Annotated in this window: 17 protein-coding genes; 6 read left to right on the forward strand and 11 right to left on the reverse strand. The window is 38.2% G+C overall.

Features of this window, described 5'->3' with window-relative positions:
• Positions 1-6: 6 nt before the first annotated feature.
• The 3 genes from EHQ43_RS14820 to EHQ43_RS14830 are packed head-to-tail and all read right to left on the reverse strand — an operon-like array spanning position 7 to position 5,169.
• The gene (locus tag EHQ43_RS14820; protein WP_135771597.1) at positions 7-1,863 is read right to left on the reverse strand and encodes an adenylate/guanylate cyclase domain-containing protein; all 1,857 of its coding nucleotides are present in this window, start codon (positions 1,861-1,863) and stop codon (positions 7-9) included.
• Positions 1,860-3,836 carry a glycoside hydrolase family 5 protein gene (locus tag EHQ43_RS14825; protein WP_135741369.1) on the reverse strand — a complete coding sequence of 659 codons (1,977 nt, stop codon included), beginning with the start codon at positions 3,834-3,836 and terminating at the stop codon, positions 1,860-1,862. The genes EHQ43_RS14820 and EHQ43_RS14825 overlap by 4 nt, the downstream gene beginning before the upstream one ends.
• Positions 3,837-3,858: 22 nt before the next feature.
• Positions 3,859-5,169 (reverse strand): O-antigen ligase family protein, encoded by a 1,311-nt coding sequence (locus EHQ43_RS14830; protein ID WP_135771598.1) that lies wholly within the window; start codon positions 5,167-5,169, stop codon positions 3,859-3,861.
• Between the two features lie 49 nt (positions 5,170-5,218).
• On the opposite strand from EHQ43_RS14830, the gene EHQ43_RS14835 reads away from it, so the two are divergent.
• Entirely contained in the window at positions 5,219-6,508 is a 1,290-nt protein-coding gene (locus EHQ43_RS14835) for a glycosyltransferase (RefSeq protein ID WP_135771599.1), read from the forward strand.
• A complete protein-coding gene (locus EHQ43_RS14840; RefSeq protein ID WP_135741372.1) occupies positions 6,505-7,098 on the forward strand; it encodes a hypothetical protein in 594 nt (197 codons plus the stop codon). Before EHQ43_RS14835 ends, EHQ43_RS14840 begins: the two co-directional genes overlap by 4 nt.
• A gap of 21 nt (positions 7,099-7,119) precedes the next feature.
• On the opposite strand, the gene EHQ43_RS14845 is transcribed toward EHQ43_RS14840, so the two are convergent.
• From EHQ43_RS14845 to EHQ43_RS14855, 3 genes are read right to left on the reverse strand one after another with little or no spacing between them, the layout of a single operon-like run.
• Positions 7,120-8,175: a hypothetical protein gene (locus EHQ43_RS14845; protein ID WP_135771600.1), complete on the reverse strand. Its 1,056-nt coding sequence runs from the start codon at positions 8,173-8,175 to the stop codon at positions 7,120-7,122.
• Between the two features lie 43 nt (positions 8,176-8,218).
• Positions 8,219-9,277, reverse strand: a complete 1,059-nt coding sequence (locus EHQ43_RS14850; protein ID WP_135754707.1) for a glycosyltransferase family 9 protein — start codon at positions 9,275-9,277, stop codon at positions 8,219-8,221.
• Entirely contained in the window at positions 9,274-9,885 is a 612-nt protein-coding gene (locus EHQ43_RS14855; RefSeq protein ID WP_135741375.1) for a DUF4254 domain-containing protein, read from the reverse strand. Before EHQ43_RS14855 ends, EHQ43_RS14850 begins: the two co-directional genes overlap by 4 nt.
• A 104-nt stretch (positions 9,886-9,989) precedes the next feature.
• On the opposite strand from EHQ43_RS14855, the gene EHQ43_RS14860 reads away from it, so the two are divergent.
• A complete protein-coding gene (locus EHQ43_RS14860; protein WP_135771601.1) occupies positions 9,990-10,784 on the forward strand; it encodes an NRDE family protein in 795 nt (264 codons plus the stop codon).
• Between the two features lie 4 nt (positions 10,785-10,788).
• Here EHQ43_RS14860 and glyA read toward each other — a convergent pair whose 3' ends face one another.
• Genes glyA through EHQ43_RS14875 form a run of 3 tightly spaced genes read right to left on the reverse strand, consistent with a single transcriptional unit; the run spans position 10,789 to position 13,726 of the window.
• Positions 10,789-12,039 (reverse strand): serine hydroxymethyltransferase, encoded by a 1,251-nt coding sequence (gene glyA, locus EHQ43_RS14865; RefSeq protein WP_135771602.1) that lies wholly within the window; start codon positions 12,037-12,039, stop codon positions 10,789-10,791.
• Positions 12,036-12,905, reverse strand: a complete 870-nt coding sequence (locus EHQ43_RS14870) for a lipoate--protein ligase family protein (RefSeq protein ID WP_135771603.1) — start codon at positions 12,903-12,905, stop codon at positions 12,036-12,038. The genes glyA and EHQ43_RS14870 overlap by 4 nt, the downstream gene beginning before the upstream one ends.
• A complete protein-coding gene (locus EHQ43_RS14875) occupies positions 12,902-13,726 on the reverse strand; it encodes a rhomboid family intramembrane serine protease (protein WP_135771604.1) in 825 nt (274 codons plus the stop codon). The genes EHQ43_RS14870 and EHQ43_RS14875 overlap by 4 nt, the downstream gene beginning before the upstream one ends.
• Before the next feature lie 58 nt (positions 13,727-13,784).
• Between EHQ43_RS14875 and EHQ43_RS14880 the strand changes: the two genes are divergently transcribed.
• The 3 genes from EHQ43_RS14880 (at position 13,785) to EHQ43_RS14890 (ending at position 17,913) form a co-directional block, all read left to right on the forward strand.
• On the forward strand, positions 13,785-14,738 hold the full coding sequence (locus EHQ43_RS14880; RefSeq protein WP_208731123.1) for an MBL fold metallo-hydrolase: 954 nt from the start codon (positions 13,785-13,787) through the stop codon (positions 14,736-14,738).
• Between the two features lie 5 nt (positions 14,739-14,743).
• A complete protein-coding gene (locus EHQ43_RS14885; protein ID WP_135754712.1) occupies positions 14,744-17,161 on the forward strand; it encodes a penicillin-binding protein 1A in 2,418 nt (805 codons plus the stop codon).
• Positions 17,162-17,472: 311 nt separating this feature from the next.
• The gene (locus EHQ43_RS14890; protein WP_135741382.1) at positions 17,473-17,913 is read left to right on the forward strand and encodes a tetratricopeptide repeat protein; all 441 of its coding nucleotides are present in this window, start codon (positions 17,473-17,475) and stop codon (positions 17,911-17,913) included.
• A gap of 71 nt (positions 17,914-17,984) precedes the next feature.
• Here the strand turns inward: EHQ43_RS14890 and EHQ43_RS14895 are convergent, their stop codons facing one another.
• Both EHQ43_RS14895 and EHQ43_RS14900 read right to left on the reverse strand, forming a co-directional pair.
• Complete coding sequence (locus EHQ43_RS14895; protein ID WP_244242834.1) at positions 17,985-18,704, reverse strand: hypothetical protein; 720 nt, start codon at positions 18,702-18,704, stop codon at positions 17,985-17,987.
• Positions 18,670-20,097 (reverse strand): MBOAT family O-acyltransferase, encoded by a 1,428-nt coding sequence (locus EHQ43_RS14900; RefSeq protein ID WP_135771606.1) that lies wholly within the window; start codon positions 20,095-20,097, stop codon positions 18,670-18,672. The genes EHQ43_RS14895 and EHQ43_RS14900 overlap by 35 nt, the downstream gene beginning before the upstream one ends.
• Positions 20,098-20,113 lie beyond the last annotated feature (16 nt).

The following is a 20,113-nucleotide window of genomic DNA, read 5'->3' on the forward strand; positions in this document are numbered from 1 at the left end:
CTTTGTTTACACCTTCCAAATGTAGACAAAGTCAGTGCGGTCCGCCCAAGGCAGAGGGAACTCTACTTTTTTGAGTTTGATCTCTGTTTTCCTTAGGTAATCTCTAATATCCTTGTCTCTGAATATTGTTTCACTAAAGGAAATTTCTCCTGAGTTGGTTACCGATTGTAACTTAGCAGTATAGTTTACGGTATTCCCAAAATAATCAATATTACTGTTTAAATTCACCGCCAAACAGTTTCCAGTATGGATGGAAATCCTAATGCGGACAGGTGTGTGTTTGTTTTCAGGATGAAACCATTCTTGCATCTCCTTTGCTGCTTTTAGTGCTTGGAGAGGGGAGGAAAAACTTGCCATCACCGCATCACCTATGGTTTTCACGACCACACCTCGAAAGTTTTGTATGATTTGGTTTGTTTTGATAAAATGTTCCCTGACTTGTAAAAAGGCGCCGTGGTCACCTTCTGTTTCATAGAACTTTGTCGAACCAACAATATCAGTGAATAAAATTGTTTTGATGCCAATGTCTAATTGTAAATTTGTTGCAATGGCTTCTTCTGAGAACAAATCACGAAATTCTTGGTAATCAAAAATTTCAGTTGGTCTAAGGCTGTCTTGGTCTTCACTCCTTTCTTCAAGAATAATGGTAACTGGATCATCTGATTCGTTTTCAAAAACTAAGTTTGGTTTTGGACTTACTTTGATTTCTTCGTCATTTGTTTCAGGTAACCATAAAATGTCTGTTTGGTTATGTGTTTGTTTGGTCTCGACAAGTTTATATTTTTTTTCACCTTTTTTTCTTAAACGATAAACACCCGAGCCAATTAGTAAATTAGAAGAAAAAGATTTTTTGCCTCCTATTTTTTTCGTGAGTAAGATATGTTGTTTTGTTGCTGGCTCTGCCGCACAGTATAGTTGTTTTTCGACAATACGTACGCTTGGATGGATATGGAAAGTTACTTCAATAGAATTGACACCCGTTGTATCAAAATCTATCTCGCAAACATCACATTGGTCATTTGATGGCATATCCCCTAATTTGGTAAGAGATGTTCTAACCCCTCGGCAATGTGGGCAAACGATATCCCAACTAAGAGTAAATATCCCAAGCCTACACCCGTGTAAAAAGAGATACAGTATTTCATCTGGGTCAATATCTAAAATTCGACTAACTCGTTTGATTCGGATACGATCTAAATCATTATCAGTTGATGATTTGATCCAATCAAAAACTTTTGATATGGTTTCTTTTGAAATGCCTTTTTGTAGCAAAAAAGGAATTTGGTTTTCTAGTTTTTTAGGATGGATCCACTGTGCATCTGGAATAAATGTTTTTTCTAAGAATTGGTTTGATTTAAATTTTGGTCTCCCACGTTTGATTTCTTCTGTGATTTGATCATATCCTTTTTGGAAGGATTCTTTAAGTTTCGGAAGGGCTATGTTTAAAATTTTTCTTGTCAAAAAATTTCTTGGTATGGCACCTAAATATACATATATTTTACAACGAGATTCACCTAATGGTTCTGAGATGATTTTGAGACGAATGTACTCTGCGAATCCTTTTTTGTAAATCCTTGCGTTCCCTAGTTCTTTCAAGTATTCCCATTCCCATGGAACTTCTTCCCATTCTAGAATGAACCCAGCTTGTTTTGTTTTGCCCAAAAGTTTTCCATCTCTTTCTACGTATTGGAACTTGGGTAGTCCTATCCTCTGGTTGAAGGAAGATGTATCAATGAGATAGGGCCAAATATCTTCTCGTGTTACTGTTAGATCAAATTCCCAAAAGCATTCGATTGGTTTCCCTTTGGATTTCCAAGGTTCTTCCCAGGGGAATTTTTGAAGGATTGTATTTAAGTCTATCATAATGGCCTAACAATGATCGAGGATTTCCCTCCATTCCCTTTGACTGAAATTTCTTCCTTTGTTTCCGAAATTTTTTCAGCATTTGAGAGTACAATTTGTACGCCATTCGGATATACGAATCTGGGGATTTTTATGACACTTGGTTCCTTTATAGAGAGATCGGAAATCCATTCAAATGTAAAATTACGGGTATCCAGATCGTAATCCATTTTTGTAGGTGTTCCTTGTACCATCGCAGCATATGGACGGCAGAATCCTTCAATCGCACGCCCACCACCACCGTAGACATCTGGGTCTGAGCCAGGAATGATTTGGTCTAATGAAAATATACTTAAGTCTTCTTGGTTCCAACCATCACCTACCATCAGATCATTTTGATTGGTAGCAGTGTAATTCCAAAGTGTATTGGATAAAAATAATTTATCCATTGCATTGTACATGGCATCGAGTGCCATCACATGACGTTTCCAAATATTTGGAGAATGGTTTCCTTTTTTCCATTCCTTGTAGGCTTTACCATCTTGTAAGTCAAAAGGAATCCCGAATTCTCCAATGAGACTTGGAATTTTACCTGGAACAGAATCAGAAGTATTCTTAATTCTCGTTAGTTGACGAGTATACATTGCTTCAATTCCTGATTTGCCAAATACAGGTCGTTTGGTGAGTGTATCAATTGCAATAGGATATAAAAATGTTTTGAAGAGTAAAGTAAGGATGTCGTACCAATGTGCAGCATTGACTGAAAGTTTTGGAACTTCACCATTCAAATGAGGATGAGTAAAAGCATCTGATGCTTCCCTCTCGATAAACACCATCCAATCATTGCGAATTGATTGAATGGTGTTTCCAACAGTTCTCATAAAAGGTATGAGATAATCCCGATCAAAATCAATTTCCTTCCCATTCACCTTTTGGAAAAAATCATTTTTTTCGATGAAAGGAGTTCCATCTTTTGTGATTGTATAAGCACCTTCTAATTGGAATGGATCTCCAGGAGAATCTGGTAACCAGATTGAAATTTGGTTTTTGTTGACAGTTACCGTTTTTGTAGGAACAAAACCACCTTTCCAAACTTTTAATGTTAGATATGGCAAATCAACAGAATGTCCATGAGATGAATACAAAGCATCAATCGGTGACCAAGCAAGACCAGGTTTAGAAGGGTCTTCATCTTTGTTGATCAGACCTCTATCATTCATAGCCCGACCGATGAATCCTTTACCTGGTTCATTCAATGAATCGAATCCTAAAACAAAATCAAATTGTTTGACTCGTTCCGCAATTTGTTTCATACAACCAAGGTAATGGTCTTGTAAATAGTCCTGAACATTCTTTCCATCAATTAAAAAATTGGGAGCGAAGTCACGACCACCAAAAAACAATGTCCATAAAATCCCATTCCCAGCATAACGATAGTTTTGTGACCAACACATGGTTGGATAATTGTTTTCTTGCCGTATTCCTGGATTAGAATAATCGTAAGCACGTTGCATAACAATAGCTGCATCTGCTTCTGATAGTTTTTTATAATCGATGCCTAGTTTTTCAAATATCCAACCAGGAGCACCATCTCCTCCCGTCATCCTTGACCAAACATCTTGGTGAAAGTCAACAAATACATAGAAACCGTAATCTCCAGCTTTTTTGACTATCTCAGTGAAATATTCCAAATAAGCTTCGTCGTATTCATTTGGACCTTTGTGTTCCACTGCTTCCCAAGTTGTCAATAACCGTAAAACATTAAAACCCCATAACTTCAAACGAGTGAAATGGGTATCTGCTTCTTCTAAAGGGAAAGGGCGACCAATAAAACTCACTTCTCTGTGATCAGAAAAATCTGTTGGGAATTGGGTGCCTCCATTGGGATAAGGAACCTTTGTATCTCCACCTAAGTTGACACCCCGAAGGATAACTTTCCTACCGCTTGGGTCTACAAACCATTCACCCTTAGGAGATAATTTTTTTAATGTCATACTTTTATCCTGTTTTACTTATTTATTTTGAAGGTTCTAAATTCAAATTTTCTTCCGCATAATAATTCAAATACCCGAGTAGAAAATAAAATACAATCAGTACTTCATCGTCTTGGAAATAACATTGTAGTAATCCTGAAATGAAAAATCCAACTAGACCATATGTCATAAATCGAATTCTTTTTGGAAGATTCACACTCAAAAATGTATATAAAATAGTTCCAAATAAAAATAAATACAGAACACTTTGTGGGAATCCAAAGACAGCAGTTAGGTGAAAATAATCGTTATGAGCATGTCCTCGTTGGGTTACTTCATAAAAAAAAGCAAGTTCTCTATTTTCCTTTTCTCTTTCTTTTCTAGAGATTTCGATTTCTTTTTGGTAATTCCCTGATCCAATTCCAAAAATTGGATTGTTATGGATGAGAGGGAAGGTAGAATCCCATATAAAAGTTCTACCTGAGTCAGTGTGTTTTTCTCCACCAAACAATGGATCTACAACACGTTTGACTGCACCTGTGGTTTGGTATCCAACAAATAATAATAGCAAAAATGAGATCAGAATGAAGCTAGTTCGCTTAATTACTTTTTTTGAAATATCTTTATCAATAAAAATTAAAATATAGATTCCAAAGAAAACACTTACTAATGCCCCAAGTATTGAAGATCTTGCATTGTTAAATAAAAAAACGATAGATACAAGTAAAAGTAATGTAGCATGGATTAAAATTTTTGTTTTTGGAGACTTGTTGTACCAAGCATCATAAAGGCGAAAAACAAAACCTGGAAATACAAATGCTAAAAGTCCACCAAATGTCAAGTGAGTGTTCATTAGACCGATTGGAAGGTAGATATTGAGATTTCCGATTTTTCCATAATGGTGTTGGTATGGCCATGAACTGGATGTTTTATACAAATCAGAGATAAGTCTTGAGAGCCTAGTCATCGAAAAGATAGAAATAAGACCTGTGATGACGATTACGAGTGAAAAGATAAAGAATGTTTTGTATAAGTAGATTTTATCTTCTTTTTTGATCCCTTGTACAGATACAAAAGCTGTTACGAGGAAGATGTCCTTCATTTCATCACGAAACGCCTGTTTGATGGAATTTATGTCAAACCCGCTAGCGGCAAAATGATACAAAACGGTTACAAATTGCCACAAGTAAAAAATAAAAAGAATTTTTACAATATTGCCCGTCAGTTTCGGTTTTTCTTCGAGGAATAGAAAAAATACAAAAGATAAGAGTAAAAATAGTTGGCTGAGAGAAACAGAGAGGGCGCAGGAAATGATGGACAAGGCAAGAAACGCTCGATAGAATCGGTAAATCATAACTTTGGATGAGACTAATCTTTTTCTCTCATTTGTAAAGAGGTAACAGTTGCGAGTTTTATATTTTTCCGATACTTTTTTGCCAAAAACCGACGGTGTCGCTGTTTCCATTAAGAATTTTTCAGAACTTTTAGCCCTCCGAGGCCACCAATTTTGTATTTGTGCTCCCAAATATGGGGATGGGGATTTTGATCGGATGACAGATAATATCCAGGTGATCCGATTTCGTTCTGGGTATTTGCCAAGTTACCCCGATATCAAAGTGGTTTTGCCTTCACCAGGTAAAATCAAACGGATCATCGAAGATTTTAAGCCAGACCTAATCCACATCCACACACCAGGCCTACTTGGTCTTTATGCCATAAATGCTGCAGAACGATTTGGTGTTCCTACCATTGGAACCTATCATACACTTATGGCGGAACAGGAAATGTATGTTTCCTTCTACCGATTGTTCAAACTTGATAAACTATTTTTTAAAGCAAACAAATTCAAAAAAAAATTAAACATTGAAGAATTGGATAAAATTGTAAAATTTGATAACTTCAATTTACGTAAAAAAATCATTCTAAAAATTTGTAATGATATCTATAACAGATGTGATGTTGTTATCTCTCCAAGTTATTTAATCAAAGAACAATTAATCGAGTATGGGATCACTCGTCCGATCACAGTAGTATCCAATGGAATGGACTTAAAACGATTCCAAGGAAAACCAAAGGAATTTTTAAGTGGAGAAGCACCTAAATTTTTGCATGTAGGACGAATTTCTTATGAAAAAAATTGTGACATTGTGATCAATGCATTCAAACTCATTCATGAGCAGTTTCCAAAGGCTACACTGACCATCATTGGTGAAGGACCAGCCATTCCATCTTTGCAACGGCAAGCAGAACATCTTAGCATCGAAAAATCAGTGGAATTTAAAGGTTTTATCCCCAATGCGGTGTTACACGATATATACCCGCAGTATGATGTGTTTTTAACTGCTTCTACGATGGAAACACAAGGGTTAGTTGTTTTAGAAGCAATTGCATGTGGTTTGCCTGCTGTAGGCGTTGATGCATTTGCACTTCCGGAACTCATTCGGCATGGTGAAAACGGATACATTGCAAAATCATTTGATGCAAAAGGGATAGCACAAGGTGCATTGGAAATCATAAGAAACCCGGACTTGTATGCAAAGTTTTCTAAACAATCGATTCATATTGCTTCAGGTCACGAAATGGAAAAATGTGTGGATGCGATGGAAGAAGTATACGGGAAAGTCATCGAAGCCATGAAAGGTAAAGTCAAAAAGACAACCATCTTTGATATGTTTTTTGACTTTATGCAATGACGAATCAAATTGCGATTGAAGTACGTTCGATTCTAAGTGCCATCGCCATAGGACTTACGTTTTATGCGTACATTCCGTACTTAAAGGGGATACGAGGAGGGAAGGTGCAACCTCATGTCTTTTCATGGGTCATTTGGGGAGCGACAACTTGTATCGTATTTTTTGCACAACTTGTGGGTAATGGTGGAATTGGAACTTTACCGATCGCAATCTCTGGTATCACGACCTTCCTAGTTGCGCTCTATGCTTACCAGAAAAGAGGTGAGATTAAAATTACAAAAGTAGATTGGTTCTTTTTTTTATTAGCACTTTCTAGTTTACCATTATGGTTTTATTTTTCAAATCCACTTGCGGCGGTGATAATACTATCAATCGCAGATTCGCTAGGATTTATTCCGACGATTCGCAAAGGATATGTTTTACCCCATTCTGAACCACTTGGATTTTATATGATATTTTTATTTCGAAATACATTGGCGATTTTTGCATTGGCGGAATGGAACTTAACAACTACTCTTTTCCCAGGAACTGCTGGTATTGCATGTTTAGTTTTTGTTTTGGTTGTGAAATTCAGACAAAATAATATTTGAGAATTGATATGGATATTGTCTTCAAGGTGATTCTATATTCGGTAGTGGGTAAAAGACAACGGAACGAATTTGTTTTCCTTCTTCCGTATCTTCATAGGTGACTTCTGCTTGTTTGGACCTTGCAGGTAAATACATTTGAATGGTCTCAACTAATTCATAGGCACTCAAAGTATAATCCAGAGTTTTGATAGCAATTTCTATGCTTAAAAACCTTTCTTTTGAGACAGTTTTTGTCTCCGTTTTTTTAGATATGATAAGCCATTTATAAAGTCTTGCCGATCGATTTGTATCCAATAAATTGCTTAGCTCAAGTTTGGTTGTTGGGAGGACGGCTGGTGTTTGCCCAAATACAATTTCTATTTCACGTTGTTTTGGTTCGCTCAGTCGCAAAGAAAGTTGTTTATCAAATAATTCATCATCCATGTACTCGATTCGATCACAAGTGGAGTAAACGGTTTCACAAAGGTTTCCATAATTTTTATGAAAAAAGAAGACCATTAAAATTTTTCCATTGGAAGGATGATACAATACTTTCGCATTATAATGTTCCATTCTTCCGAATTTTACGAAGGATCGAATTCGTTTGTAAATGTTATACGAAAGTCCAAATACATCTTTCACAACCGGAATGTCTGCCACTCCAATCGCTCTTGTTGCGATATAAAATGGTTCAAAGCTAACATGGCCATCACGTTTTGTGATTTCACGAAGGTATTCTGTAATGTCGTCCATTCGCGATTCATTGAGAGACATGGGAGATTCTAAAAAGTTTATGACAACTTTTCCTCCGTTTTTTCCAAGCTCCGACCAAACTTCTTCGAGATATTTTCCATCTTCGGTATAAGGAATTTGTCTGCAAAATCCTTCCTTGCATTTGATTTGTTCTTCAAATTCACTTTTGTTAGGTGAAGGTAGGTTTACCGGTTTGAATTCGGAACTAAATTCCTGAGAATATAAACTCGCTAGTGAAATAACAAAAAAGGTAAGAAATAAAAACTTTCTAAAATTCGGTAATTGATTCACGAAATAAGATGGTTTGAGGTTTGAGGATACGAATTGTCCAAATTGTTTTAACATATCTCTCTCCTCGGAAAAATCACATACGTAAACTAATAAAACTTTACCAAAGTGTGTTTACATTTTGAATGAGGCGGATACGTCTCACCACATCTAATGGATCGATGAGTTCCATACATGCGTGATCACCTCGCCAACATTTTGTATTGCCATAAATGGAACATGGCCGACAAGGTAAATCCACTTGCAAAACTCCAGAATCTTCTTGGGCAAAAGGTCCAAAACCGGATAGTGGGTGAGTGGTACCATAAATTCCTATCACGGGTTTTTTGAGAAGGGCTGCAATATGAACGTTGGAACTGTCCATACCAATCATCACATCTAACCTATCCATAATTCCAAGTTCACCTCTAATTCCTAAAGAACCACCTTGGACGATGTGAACACGCGTTAGACTATTTTTTAAAATTTCTAACTCTTTAGTTTCATCTCTCCCACCAAATAAAAATACATTACAGTCAGGGAATTCTGATACTAAAACTTCGACGAGGCGTTTGCATTTCTCAAAACTCCACTCTTTTAATTCGTGACCAGCAAAAGGGGCAAATCCAAACCATTGACCTTCTTTTTTGTCGATGCCAATGGATTTAAAATAATCTTTGGCATACATCTTAGATTCGCCGTCTACATTGAGCCATGGACCTTTTCTAAGAGGGGCATCGTATCCTGATTTACGGAAAACATTAAGATACCGTTCAACAGTATGTGGGAGTTGATTGAGCTTTTTATTGTAACGTCTAGTTTGGGCTAACTTTTCTCTTCTGCCTTTGATGATTTTGGCATATGGGACACCTTTACATCGGAAAAAAAATGCAATGAGTCTTGAACGAACAGATCCATGAAGGTCGATGACATTCCCAAATGGACCTAGTTTATCAATGTCTCTGTACATCCTCCAAAGTCCTAAAAGACCTTTGTATTTTTTCAAATTCATACCAAGGACATTTAAATTTGGGATATTATAAAAGAATGGGGCAAAATTTCCTCTAGTAACAACTGTTAATTGAATATTTGAATATTTCGCTGCGATTGCTATCAAGGCAGGTGTCATCAAGGCAACATCTCCCATCGCAGAAAACCGAAGTACTAGCAGGTTTGTCATTTTTGATTCTTATAAAGAGAAGGGTTTAAATTTTGGTCATTGTACATCTTCATTTGGCGGTATACTTTGACTCGTTTGATCCCCTTGGCATAATCATCAAACAATTCCTCTAAACATTTGAGCAAGTCTTGTCTTTGTTCGAGTAATACATTTAATTTGGATTGGCATTTCTCTATGTGTTCTTTGGTAGCAGAATCATCTTTCCGGTTTACCTGTTCTTCCATATGATAAATTTTTAATTCTAAGATACTCATCCGATCAAGTAGCCATGCGGGAGATTCTGAATTAAGCCTTGCATCTGGTTTAGGAGTGACGGAACGAAACATTTCGATCACAAAGTCATCGAGCTTTTCTACCATATCAGTTCTATCTTGGTTGAGTTTGTCAATTTTTCGTTTGAGAGCGACCACTTCTTCTAGAGCAATGTCTGGTCGACGGATTTCATCTTCAATGTGCCATTGGATGGTATCAACATGGTTTTTTTGGTAAAGAGTTGATTCTAACGTACCATCTGGATAGGGATTTGGATGTGGGGCTTCATTTTTATGCCAATCCAGAACAGATTCTTGGAAAATAGAGACGGCTTTTGTGGCTTCCAATGCTTTCATATCGTAATGCAATTCACGTTTTCATATGGTTTTTGGGGTTCAATCCAAATATTTCCTAGGTTTTTCGCTTTCTTTTGTCTATATACCCATTCTTTTGAAAAAAGATGTGTTTAGCAGTGATCGCCTTTGGGATGCACCCAGATTTTCCACTTGTGGTGGTATCCAACCGAGATGAATTTTTCGAACGTCCCACCGAAGCATTACACGTTTGGGAAAAAGATCCGAAGATACTTGCTGGTAAGGATTTAAAAGCGGGTGGGACTTGGCTTGGTGTGAACGCACTCGGAAAACTTGCCTTCCTAACCAATGTACGTAATTTGAAACAAACACCACACCCAAATCCAAAATCTAGAGGATCACTTGTTTTGGATTTTTTAAAATCAGAGGGATCGATTTCGGCACTCGAATATGCAAAACAAGTCCAATCATCCAAGGATGAGTACGAAGGATTTAATTTGTTTTTGTATGATGGAATCAAAGCAATCGCAATTGGTGGTGATCCATTTGGGAATCAAACTGTAGAATCGGGGTTCCATGCTGTGAGTAATGCCAGTTGGAATACCCGTTGGCCAAAAACTGAAAAATTGAAATCCCAAATCATTTCAAAATTTTCGGATTGGACAAACGGGAAAATTACCAAACAAAATCTCGAAATTGAAATGTTTCTTTCCTTAAACGATGCTGAACTTGTAAACGATATCAATTTGTTGCCAGACACAGGGATTGGCATTGAACGCGAAAGGTATCTTTCGTCAGTGCGCATCAAAACTCCAAAATATGGAACAAGGGCGTCGACAATTGTGTTTTATGGAAAAAATTCTGTAGAGATGATCGAAAGGTCATTCTCCGAACCGCTATCTGACGGATATACGGAACGGAGACAAATGTTAGAATGGTAAGGGACTAGTCTTCCAATCGGAAATTTTTCATTGGGAATGCATCAGTGATTTCTTTCACTGCTGCTTTCACTTTTGATTCGTAAGCTCCATCACCAAAATGTTCTAAGAAATCACAGATTAAATTGCCAACTGCTTCGATTTCTTTTTCTTTTAGTCCACGAGTGGTAAGTGCTGGTGTTCCGAGTCGAATCCCAGAAGCCACTGCTGGTGGGTTTTTATCAAAAGGAATCGCATTTTTGTTAACAGTGACACCGATATGATCGAGTCCATCTGCTGCGTCTTTTCCTGTTAGTCCTTTGACGGAAACATCGAGGAGTACGATGTGGTTGTCAGTTCCACCTGATACAACACGGAAACCTCGTTTTTGGAAAACTTCTGCAAGTGTTTTTGCATTTTTTACAACTTGTTTGATGTAGGTTTTGAATTCTGGTTGGAGAGCTTCCCCGAACGCTACTGCTTTAGCAGCAATCACATGCATCAGTGGTCCACCTTGGATCCCAGGAAATACACGTGAGTTAAGAACTTTTTCATTTTCAGCTGATGAAAGAATGAGTCCACCTCTTGGTCCGCGTAAAGTTTTGTGAGTTGTAGTAGTCACAAAATCACAAACACCAATGGGACTTGGGTGTTCTCCAGCTACCACCAAACCAGAGATATGTGCAATGTCTGCCATGATTTTGGCACCAATCTCATTTGCAATTTCTCTAAATTTGTTAAAATCAATGATACGTGGGTAAGCAGATGCGCCTACAACAATGAGTTTTGGTTTATGTTCCCTTGCAAGTTTTGCCACCTCATCATAATTGATGGTTTCAGTTTTTTCATCCACACCATAAGGGATTGGTTTGAAATATTTCCCACTGATGTTTACTGCACTACCATGAGTTAGGTGACCGCCGTGCGCTAAATTCATACCAAGAAAACTATCTCCTGGTTCAAGTGTGGCAAGGAAAACTGCCATATTCGCCTGTGCACCGCTATGTGGTTGTACGTTTGCATATTCGGCACCAAACATTTTTTTGGCTCTTTCGATGGCGAGCTCTTCTACTTTGTCTGCATTTTCGCAACCATTGTAGTAACGTTTTCCAGGATATCCTTCCGCATATTTATTGGTAAGTGTTGAGTGATAGGCTTCGAGAACGGGACGGGATACAAAGTTTTCACTCGCAATCATTTCGAGGGAATGTTCTTGTCTTTGGTCTTCTTTTTTTAGTGCGGCGTAAACTTCAGGATCTTGTTTTTCTAAATAACTCATGTCGGAATTTCTCTGTGGAGTGTGTATTCTGGATTTTGGTATTTCTTCTTGCGAATAAATTCAGATTCTCTGAGCACTTGTTTCCGAAAAGTAGAAAAGTCCCTTCCAAAGAAGGAAATGTTTGAAAAATCACTTGGGAGGGGTTCCTCTAAATAGTGAAAGACTTCTCGCACAAGGTCCACTGCCCATTTTTCCTCGGAAAAAAACGTTGGGAGAGAGGTGAGAAAATCTTTGTGGGTCCTTTCCTTTCGGTAATCAGGTTCTTCTGGTGGGTGGTTCAAAACTTCTGCCACTCGTCCGATAAGGCTCTCTTCTAAAATTAAGGTTCCATGTTGGACAATACAGCTCCGTTTGCGAAACTGTGCGTTACCGGAAATCTTTTTAAACTCTCCATCTTTTTCCAAAACAAGATCTGATTTTCCTTTGGGATAGGATTGGATGTTTTGGTGCGACAATGATTTTGTGATAATGCCTAAAATTCGATCATAACTCTCTTTCACGGGGAACAATTCTTTTCGTGTTTCTAAATTAAAATACAGAGAGTAATTAATATTTCCGGATAGAGAATGGAAAACTGTCCCACCTCCTGAAGCACGCCTTGCTATGTAACAAAAGTTAGACTTTGGTTTTTTGCCAAACCCAAACTGTTTTGCTTCGGTTTCATAAGCATTTAAAACATTTTCTTTGATATTGCGGTAAGGGTTTTCAGAAAGTCCTAGGATAATAGAATCCGGATTTTTCCATAACCGAATCCCGGCGGTGATATTAAATTTTACCAAATGTACCGCTATTGCCTCTTCAACCGCCAAATTATAGTAAGGCGATCGAGAAGGGGTGGAAGGAAAGAAAAATACTTTAGAATTCACTCGTTGAAGTATTTTTGGGAGGCTTCGTTTAAAAACTTTCGTTCTTTTCTGGAAAGAGAATCCATTCCATTTTTAGAAATTTTTTCTAAAAGTTCGTCCACTTTTGATTTTGCATTCTCTCGTTTTTCCATTTCCTCTTGATATCGCATAAATCTACGTTTTTGTAAATACCGAGATAGGGACCATGTAGGAAGGGAAGATTTGGTTCCTTTCCATCCTGTATATAGTTTCATAAGGATCACTCCACCAATGGCACCACCCAAATGCGCAAAATGTGCCACTCGTTCCCCTTGTGCAAAGAGAACCATAAGCATCACAATCATCACAAAGTATTTTGCACGCATAGGAAAGATAAGAAAAACTAGGAGTTCTCGGTTTGGCCAGGTCATTCCATACGCTACAAGTAACCCGTAAATACTAGCACTGGCACCCACCACGACACCTTGTGGGATTCCAAAAAATTGCGCAGTGATGGTACCGATCCCGCCGAGTAGAGCTGTGAAAATATAAAATTTAAGAAAAGCACGTTCACCCCAGATTTCAGCAAGTTCTGATCCAAACATCCAAAGACTTAGCATATTGAATAGGATGTGTAAAAAACTGCCATGTAAGAAGGCATAACTCACAAGTTGCCAAACCCAACCACGAAAGACGAGTTCCGGAGAGAGCCCCAGATAGAGCTCAACAAGGGAAGTGTGGAAGGTAAGTTTTATCACTAATTGTAGGATAAAAAAAATGACATTGATGAAAATGAGAGTTCGGACGACTGGGACCATGGGAGGTCCAAAGCGAAGTTCATATCCTGGGGTGCGAGAGGCCATAAATTCAAGGTCGCAAATCTTGAGTGACAAGGAAAGTCGATTTCCTAGCATCGAGGAAGTGATTGTGCAACTCTACGGAGTCCGCGGTTCCATTGCGAGCCCCCTCCGAAACCAAGACTACCGCAAAAAGATAATCGAGATTCTTGACCTCTATAAACAATCTGGGGCCGAAGGATCGGCGGATGAATTTTGGCAAAATCTCCCATACCATTTGAAATTTGTCACAGGATCTGACACAACCTGTGTATCTGTCACTGATGATGACGGGGAAACCTATGTTTTGGATATGGGGACAGGGTTACGCAATTTGGGTGATGAATTAGTATCCGAATACTTCACAAACCAATTGAAAAAAACCATTTCTTTTTTCATCACCCACACTCACTGGGACCACATCCAAGGTTTACCATTTTTTAAACCAATTTATTTCCCTGACTTCCATTTGCATTTTTATTCGCCTTATTCCGATTTAGAAAAACGATTACAAACCCAACAAGAACCAGAATTTTTTCCCGTGCCTTTAGAAGGAACAGGATCAGCAAAAGAGTTCAAATTGTTCTTCCCTGGTGATGTAATCGAATTTCCATCTGGTCTCAAAGTTGAATGTTACCCCTTAAAACACCCTGGTGGTTCTTTCGCTTACAAATTTACCAATCGTTCTGGTAAAATTTTTGTTTTTGCCACTGATGCAGAATTTACGGGTGCAGACATGGATCTCATCCATGAATGTATGCCTTTTTTTGCCGACGCAGACTTACTCATACTCGACACACAATATACGTTAGACGAATCATTTTCAAAATTTGATTGGGGTCATACTGCCTATACAATGTCAGTGAATTGTGCTTCGTCCTGGCGTGTCAAAAATCTTGTGCTCACACACCATGAGCCTAGTTATTCTGATGAAAAAATTTATGAAATTTATGAAAGCGCCAAATTGCACAAAGAGCAATTAGGCGAAAAGAAACTGAAAATTCATTTAGCAAGAGAAGGACTTAGATTCCACCTATAATGACTATGAACATTGAAAAAACACTTCGAATTACCATCACTACTTTCTTTAGTATTGCACTATTAGGTGGACTTTTTTTTGGATATATTCTTTCGGAAGTTAACAAAGGGAAAGAACTACAGAAACTTTCATCATACCAGCCAACAACTCCTACAAAACTTTATGATACCAATGGTGTTCTCATAGCAGAATTATACCGACACAAACAAGAACTTTTGAAATACAGTGATATCCCTCCACATGTGATCCATGCATTTTTATCGGTAGAAGATGATAACTTTTTTAACCACTTTGGGATTGACTTTTTAGCAATTGTACGTGCTGCGATAAAAAATATTTTTGCAGGACGAATCGTGCAAGGTGGATCTACCTTAACCCAACAGTTGGCAAAAACAATCTTACAACAAAGGAAAAAAACCTTTGGTCGTAAATTCTTAGAAGCATTACTCACATTACAAATCGAACAGGAATATACCAAAGAAGAAATCTTAGAAATTTATTTTAACTTAATTTATTTGGGTCATGGAACCACTGGTTTATCCTCTGCAGCGAATGTATACTTCCAAAAAGACGTAAGGGATTTAAGCATTGCTGAAGCGGCAATGCTTGCAAGATTACCCAAAGCTCCGGTTACATACTCTCCTTTTAAAAATCCAAAAGAAGCAAAACAAGCTCATTTGGTCGTGCTTGGTCTAATGGCAAAAAATGGATTCATCCCAAAAGACCAAGTCCAAAAGATCCATGATGATTTTTGGGATCGGTATTGGCCAGTTGTCATCACCCAATCACCATCTCGGTCCACATGGGGGGCAAAACTCAACAGAGCTCCTTATTTCACAGAGTGGGTACGCCAAATTTTAGAAAAGGAATTGGGTGAAGAAGCACTTTATACTGGTGGTCTTCGTGTTTATACTACACTTGATGTGAGAAAACAAGAAATCGCAGATGAGGAGCTTCGAAAAGGTCTAATCGAACAAGATAAGTCTGCATTTGGGGCAAACTTCCGTTATGCGGGTAGAGCTGATCGAGGACTTGTTTCTTTATATAATTTATTTGGTTCAATTTTTCCAGTTGGTGTTCCTTATGTAACAAGCCTTGACGATAGACAAGTGTTTCGTTTGCATTTAGAAAAAGAAATGGCACAAGCTTTGGAACTTTTGACTGACTTTGTCCCTTCAGAAAATGAAAGTGCAGCTGTCAAAGAATTCCAAAGGTCATCTCTGGTGTTTTCATCCAACTTACACGTGGAAGGTGCAGTCATCACCATTGACCACCAAACAGGTTATATCCAAACGATGGTAGGTGGATCTAGATTTTCGCCTAAAAACCAATTCAACCGCGCGATGCAAGCAAGACGCCAAACAGGTTCTGCATTCAAACCATTTGTGTATGCAGCTGCCATCCAAAACCGTGCTGTTGGTTCAGGAACTGGGATTATGGATGCCCCACTTACCACCATCACAGAAGAAGGGGAAGGTTACTCTCCTCAAGATATTTCTGGTGACTTTCGTGGGATGGTTCCTTTGTCACGTGCGTTATCTTTATCACTTAACATCGTATCTGTGCAAGTCCTGATGCGAACAGGAACCGACTCTGTCATTGATTTTGCATCTAAAGTCACGAAAACAAACAAATCTCGGTTCCCAACGGGGCCTGCTCTTGCTTTAGGTGTGGCTGAACTCACTCCCTATGAGATGGCACTTGGTTATTCAATTCTGGCCAATAAAGGAAAAGATGTAATTCCATTTAGCGTTCGTTATGTTTTAAACCAAAGTGGCACTGTAGTTTATAACAAAGAAAAGGAAGTTCAAGAAACTTTAGCTGAAGAAGCAAAAAACGGGACAATTCAAATCATTCCAGAAGCCACTGCCTATATTATCAAACAAATGTTAATTGGCGTTGCAATGGGTGGAACTCCAACCCAAGCACTTCGAGCTGCGGACAAAGGAAATTATAAAGGTGAATCTGGTGGTAAAACTGGATCCACTTCATCATATACCAACGTTTGGTATGCTGGATTTGATCCGAAATATACTTCCATCGTATGGATGGGATTTGATAAATCTTCACTTTCCCTCGGTAAAGGAGTGACTGCTGCTGGTGTTGCAGCTCCAATTTGGGGGAAAATGTATTCTCGTTTTTATAACGAAGGTCCATACCCAAGTTTTTACCCCAATGGAAAATCAGACGAAATTCCTTCTGATGTGGTCAAAGGGGCAACTTGTGCGTTTAATGGTTTATCCCCAGGTCCCAATTGTCCTCTCACGGGAAATTTATTCTTAAAACCGATCACCATTGCGGGAAGGACATTGGCTGTTCCTGGTGGCAGACAATGTGACGGAGACAGGGACCATTACCGCTCCATGGACTTAAATGATTTCTTACAAAGAGAATTAGAAATTTCAGACGACGAACTGAAGTAAAACCTAGAAAATTCGAATCATTTCATAAATCCCCAATTGTCTGTAATGCCAAATGGGGATAAAAAATCAAAAACCATCTACCGCGAATCTATCTCCATTTTTTGAGAGGGCCGGGGATATACTCTTTTCATGGTCTCTTCTTTTTTTAGGCAATTTCTTGCAAAACAGACAATCTGTATAAATTTTAAGCATTTTTGGCGCCTCATTTCATCCAAGGAAGTGATCATTTGCCATTCCTTCGCGTTTTAGGCAAAAACTCATTTTGGCACGATAGTTGCATCTTTTCTTCTGAACGGCAGTTCGGAGGGAATATGAAAAAACTACTCTTAACCATCATCTTACTGACAATTAACTTCTCTGTGAAAGCAGGTGAGTCTTCTTTTTTGAATGATGATTTGGCTTCCCTCATTGGCCAATACGATAACGAAACTTTAGCGGTCATTTCCAACGAACTGGTAAAAATGGCGAACGCAGAAGAAGGGATGGGTGAATTTGATCTCGCTTCCACTCATTATGACCGTGCAATTAAAATTCGTGAAGCGATTGGTATGAAATCACATAAAAGTTTTGCATCCATTCAATACTTAGCAAGCCAAGCTTATTCCAAAGCGGGTCACTTTTGTGAAGCATCAACCTATGCAAAAAAAGCGAGTGATTCGTTCCGTGAACATGGAATTTCCAAGTTCGAACAAAAAGCTGAATTGGAATCAAAAGAATTTGCAAAGGCTTGTGCAGTGGTGGCGGTTCGTTAAACAAACTTTAAATACTATGTTTTTATGATTCTTTCTAGAGATGGTTACCCTTTTTTGATTCTTCCTTCGAATCAATCCAACTTCACGTGATGATACACGTGGGGTTGGAATTCTTTTTTTCCATACTTCAATTTTGATATTTCAAATAATTTTGTTTTTTCATAGGCTTTGTCTGATTCCCATGCAATTCCAAAATTCGCTTCTACATACCCTGATTCATATTGGAGTGGGTATAAAGAATCTCCGTCATAATAATACACTAAGTTGTGATCGAATTCTTTTGTCTCATCCAATGGAAATGTCTCACATGGGATCCGATTGGTAAGGTATTTGGTTTTCTGTTTGGGACTAAGATCCAAACGACATTCTTTGGTATTTAGTTCCTTTGTAGAAAAAAGAACCCAATCGTTTGATTTTTCATATTGGCCTTTGCCTATGAGTTGGCGAAATCGGATATGATCATGATAAACCCGCCACTCTCTCCAAACTTTTTTAAACTTTTGATTTGTTTGGATTTGGATTGTTTCTGACCAAACCAACTGAAAGTTTTTGGATCCCATTGCCGATTTTTTTTCTGTTGGTCTTACGAATGTTCCGAGTTGTAGGTTGGTATCTCTTGGAAACTCAGGTGGGAGTGTGCGAATCCAACCTAGTTTTGGTGTACAAGACAAAGAAACACAAAAGATAAAAACCAAAAGAAGAAGTGATGTCTTCTTTTGGTCGTTTGGGTGAATTTCTTTTCTATCTAGATTTGGACTAGAACTGGAAGTAAATAAAATCTTGCCCACCATCTCCAAAGATTCCTAACAAAAGTAAAATCACAACAGACAGGATGGGGAGTAAAATATTTTGAAACGGTTTTAGTTTTTCATACACAAACGGTGAGTATTGGAACCAATTGAACATAAGCCCCAAAGCAATGAATGTTGGTAACTCATCCACTCGGTTCAGTGTGTCTCCTGTGTTCCGAAGGGTCAAAACCCCTTTGAAGATCTCAAATGCTACATTTAAGGATTCTGCTCCGCGAGCCGCTGCACGGAAAAAAACACCGGAAAATGAAAATACAATAAAGATCACAATGGTCCGAACGATCCCCGCCAAAGGAAAGGTATCTGGGATAAATTTCTTTTTCCCTCGGTGTAAATAGAGAGAACGTTCGATCCATATAAGGGCACCGAGGTATGCCCCCCAAAGGACAAAAGCCCAATTGGCACCATGCCAAAGACCTCCAAGACACATTGTGATGAAGGAATTTACATTGGAACGAAAGATCGAACCTTTACTTCCACCTAATGGGATGTAGATGTAATCACGTAACCAAGAGGAGAGTGTGATATGCCAACGGCTCCAAAGTTCGCGAAAGGACTGAGAGAAAAAAGGACCTTGGAAGTTCTCAGGAATTTCGTAACCAAGTAAATTGGCTGATCCACGTGCCATATCGGTGTAACCAGAAAAGTCACAATACACTTGGACGGCAAATGCGAGTACACTAAAGAAAATTGAAAAGCTATCATACTTGGCAGGGTCCAGATACAAAGGAGAGATGATGGGAGCAATGTTTTCGGCAATGATCACCTTCTTAAATAAACCACCAATGATGAGAAAAATTCCTTTTTTCATTCGGTCGGAATCTATTGTCGGGTGATCCAGTTGCGGAAGGAAATCCTGTGACCTCATGATGGGACCCGCAATCAGCTGAGGGAAAAAGAGAATGAATAAAAAGTAGTCCACAGTGGACATACGTTTCTCAATGATCCCTCGGTGGATATCCACTTGTACTGCGATGATCTGAAAGGTATAAAAACTAATGGCAAGTGGTAAAAAGATACTCCACGAACCTGCAATTTCTTTAAAACTTGGATACCCGGTTAAGGAAAATAAAGAATCAGTGATAAAGTAAAAATATTTAAAAAAAGCTAAATTGATAACATTTAAGATTACAATTGTATAAAGAACCTTGTCATGTTTTTCCCCTTTGTCTTTTTTTCGAAACATCCATTCGCTAAATCCATAATTGATGAGGATGACAAGGAGGAAGTGGAATAAAAATGGGAAACTAAAATACGCATAAAAAATAAGAGAAGAAATCACAAGAAGGGGTTTTCTACCCTTCTGTGGAATGTTCCAATAGATTAAATACGTGAGAGCAAATAATATTAAATACGGAATCGAATTAAATAACATGAATTAGATATACCTT

It is taken from the genome of Leptospira bouyouniensis, from assembly GCF_004769525.1.
Taxonomy (GTDB): Bacteria; Spirochaetota; Leptospiria; order Leptospirales; family Leptospiraceae; genus Leptospira_A; species Leptospira_A bouyouniensis.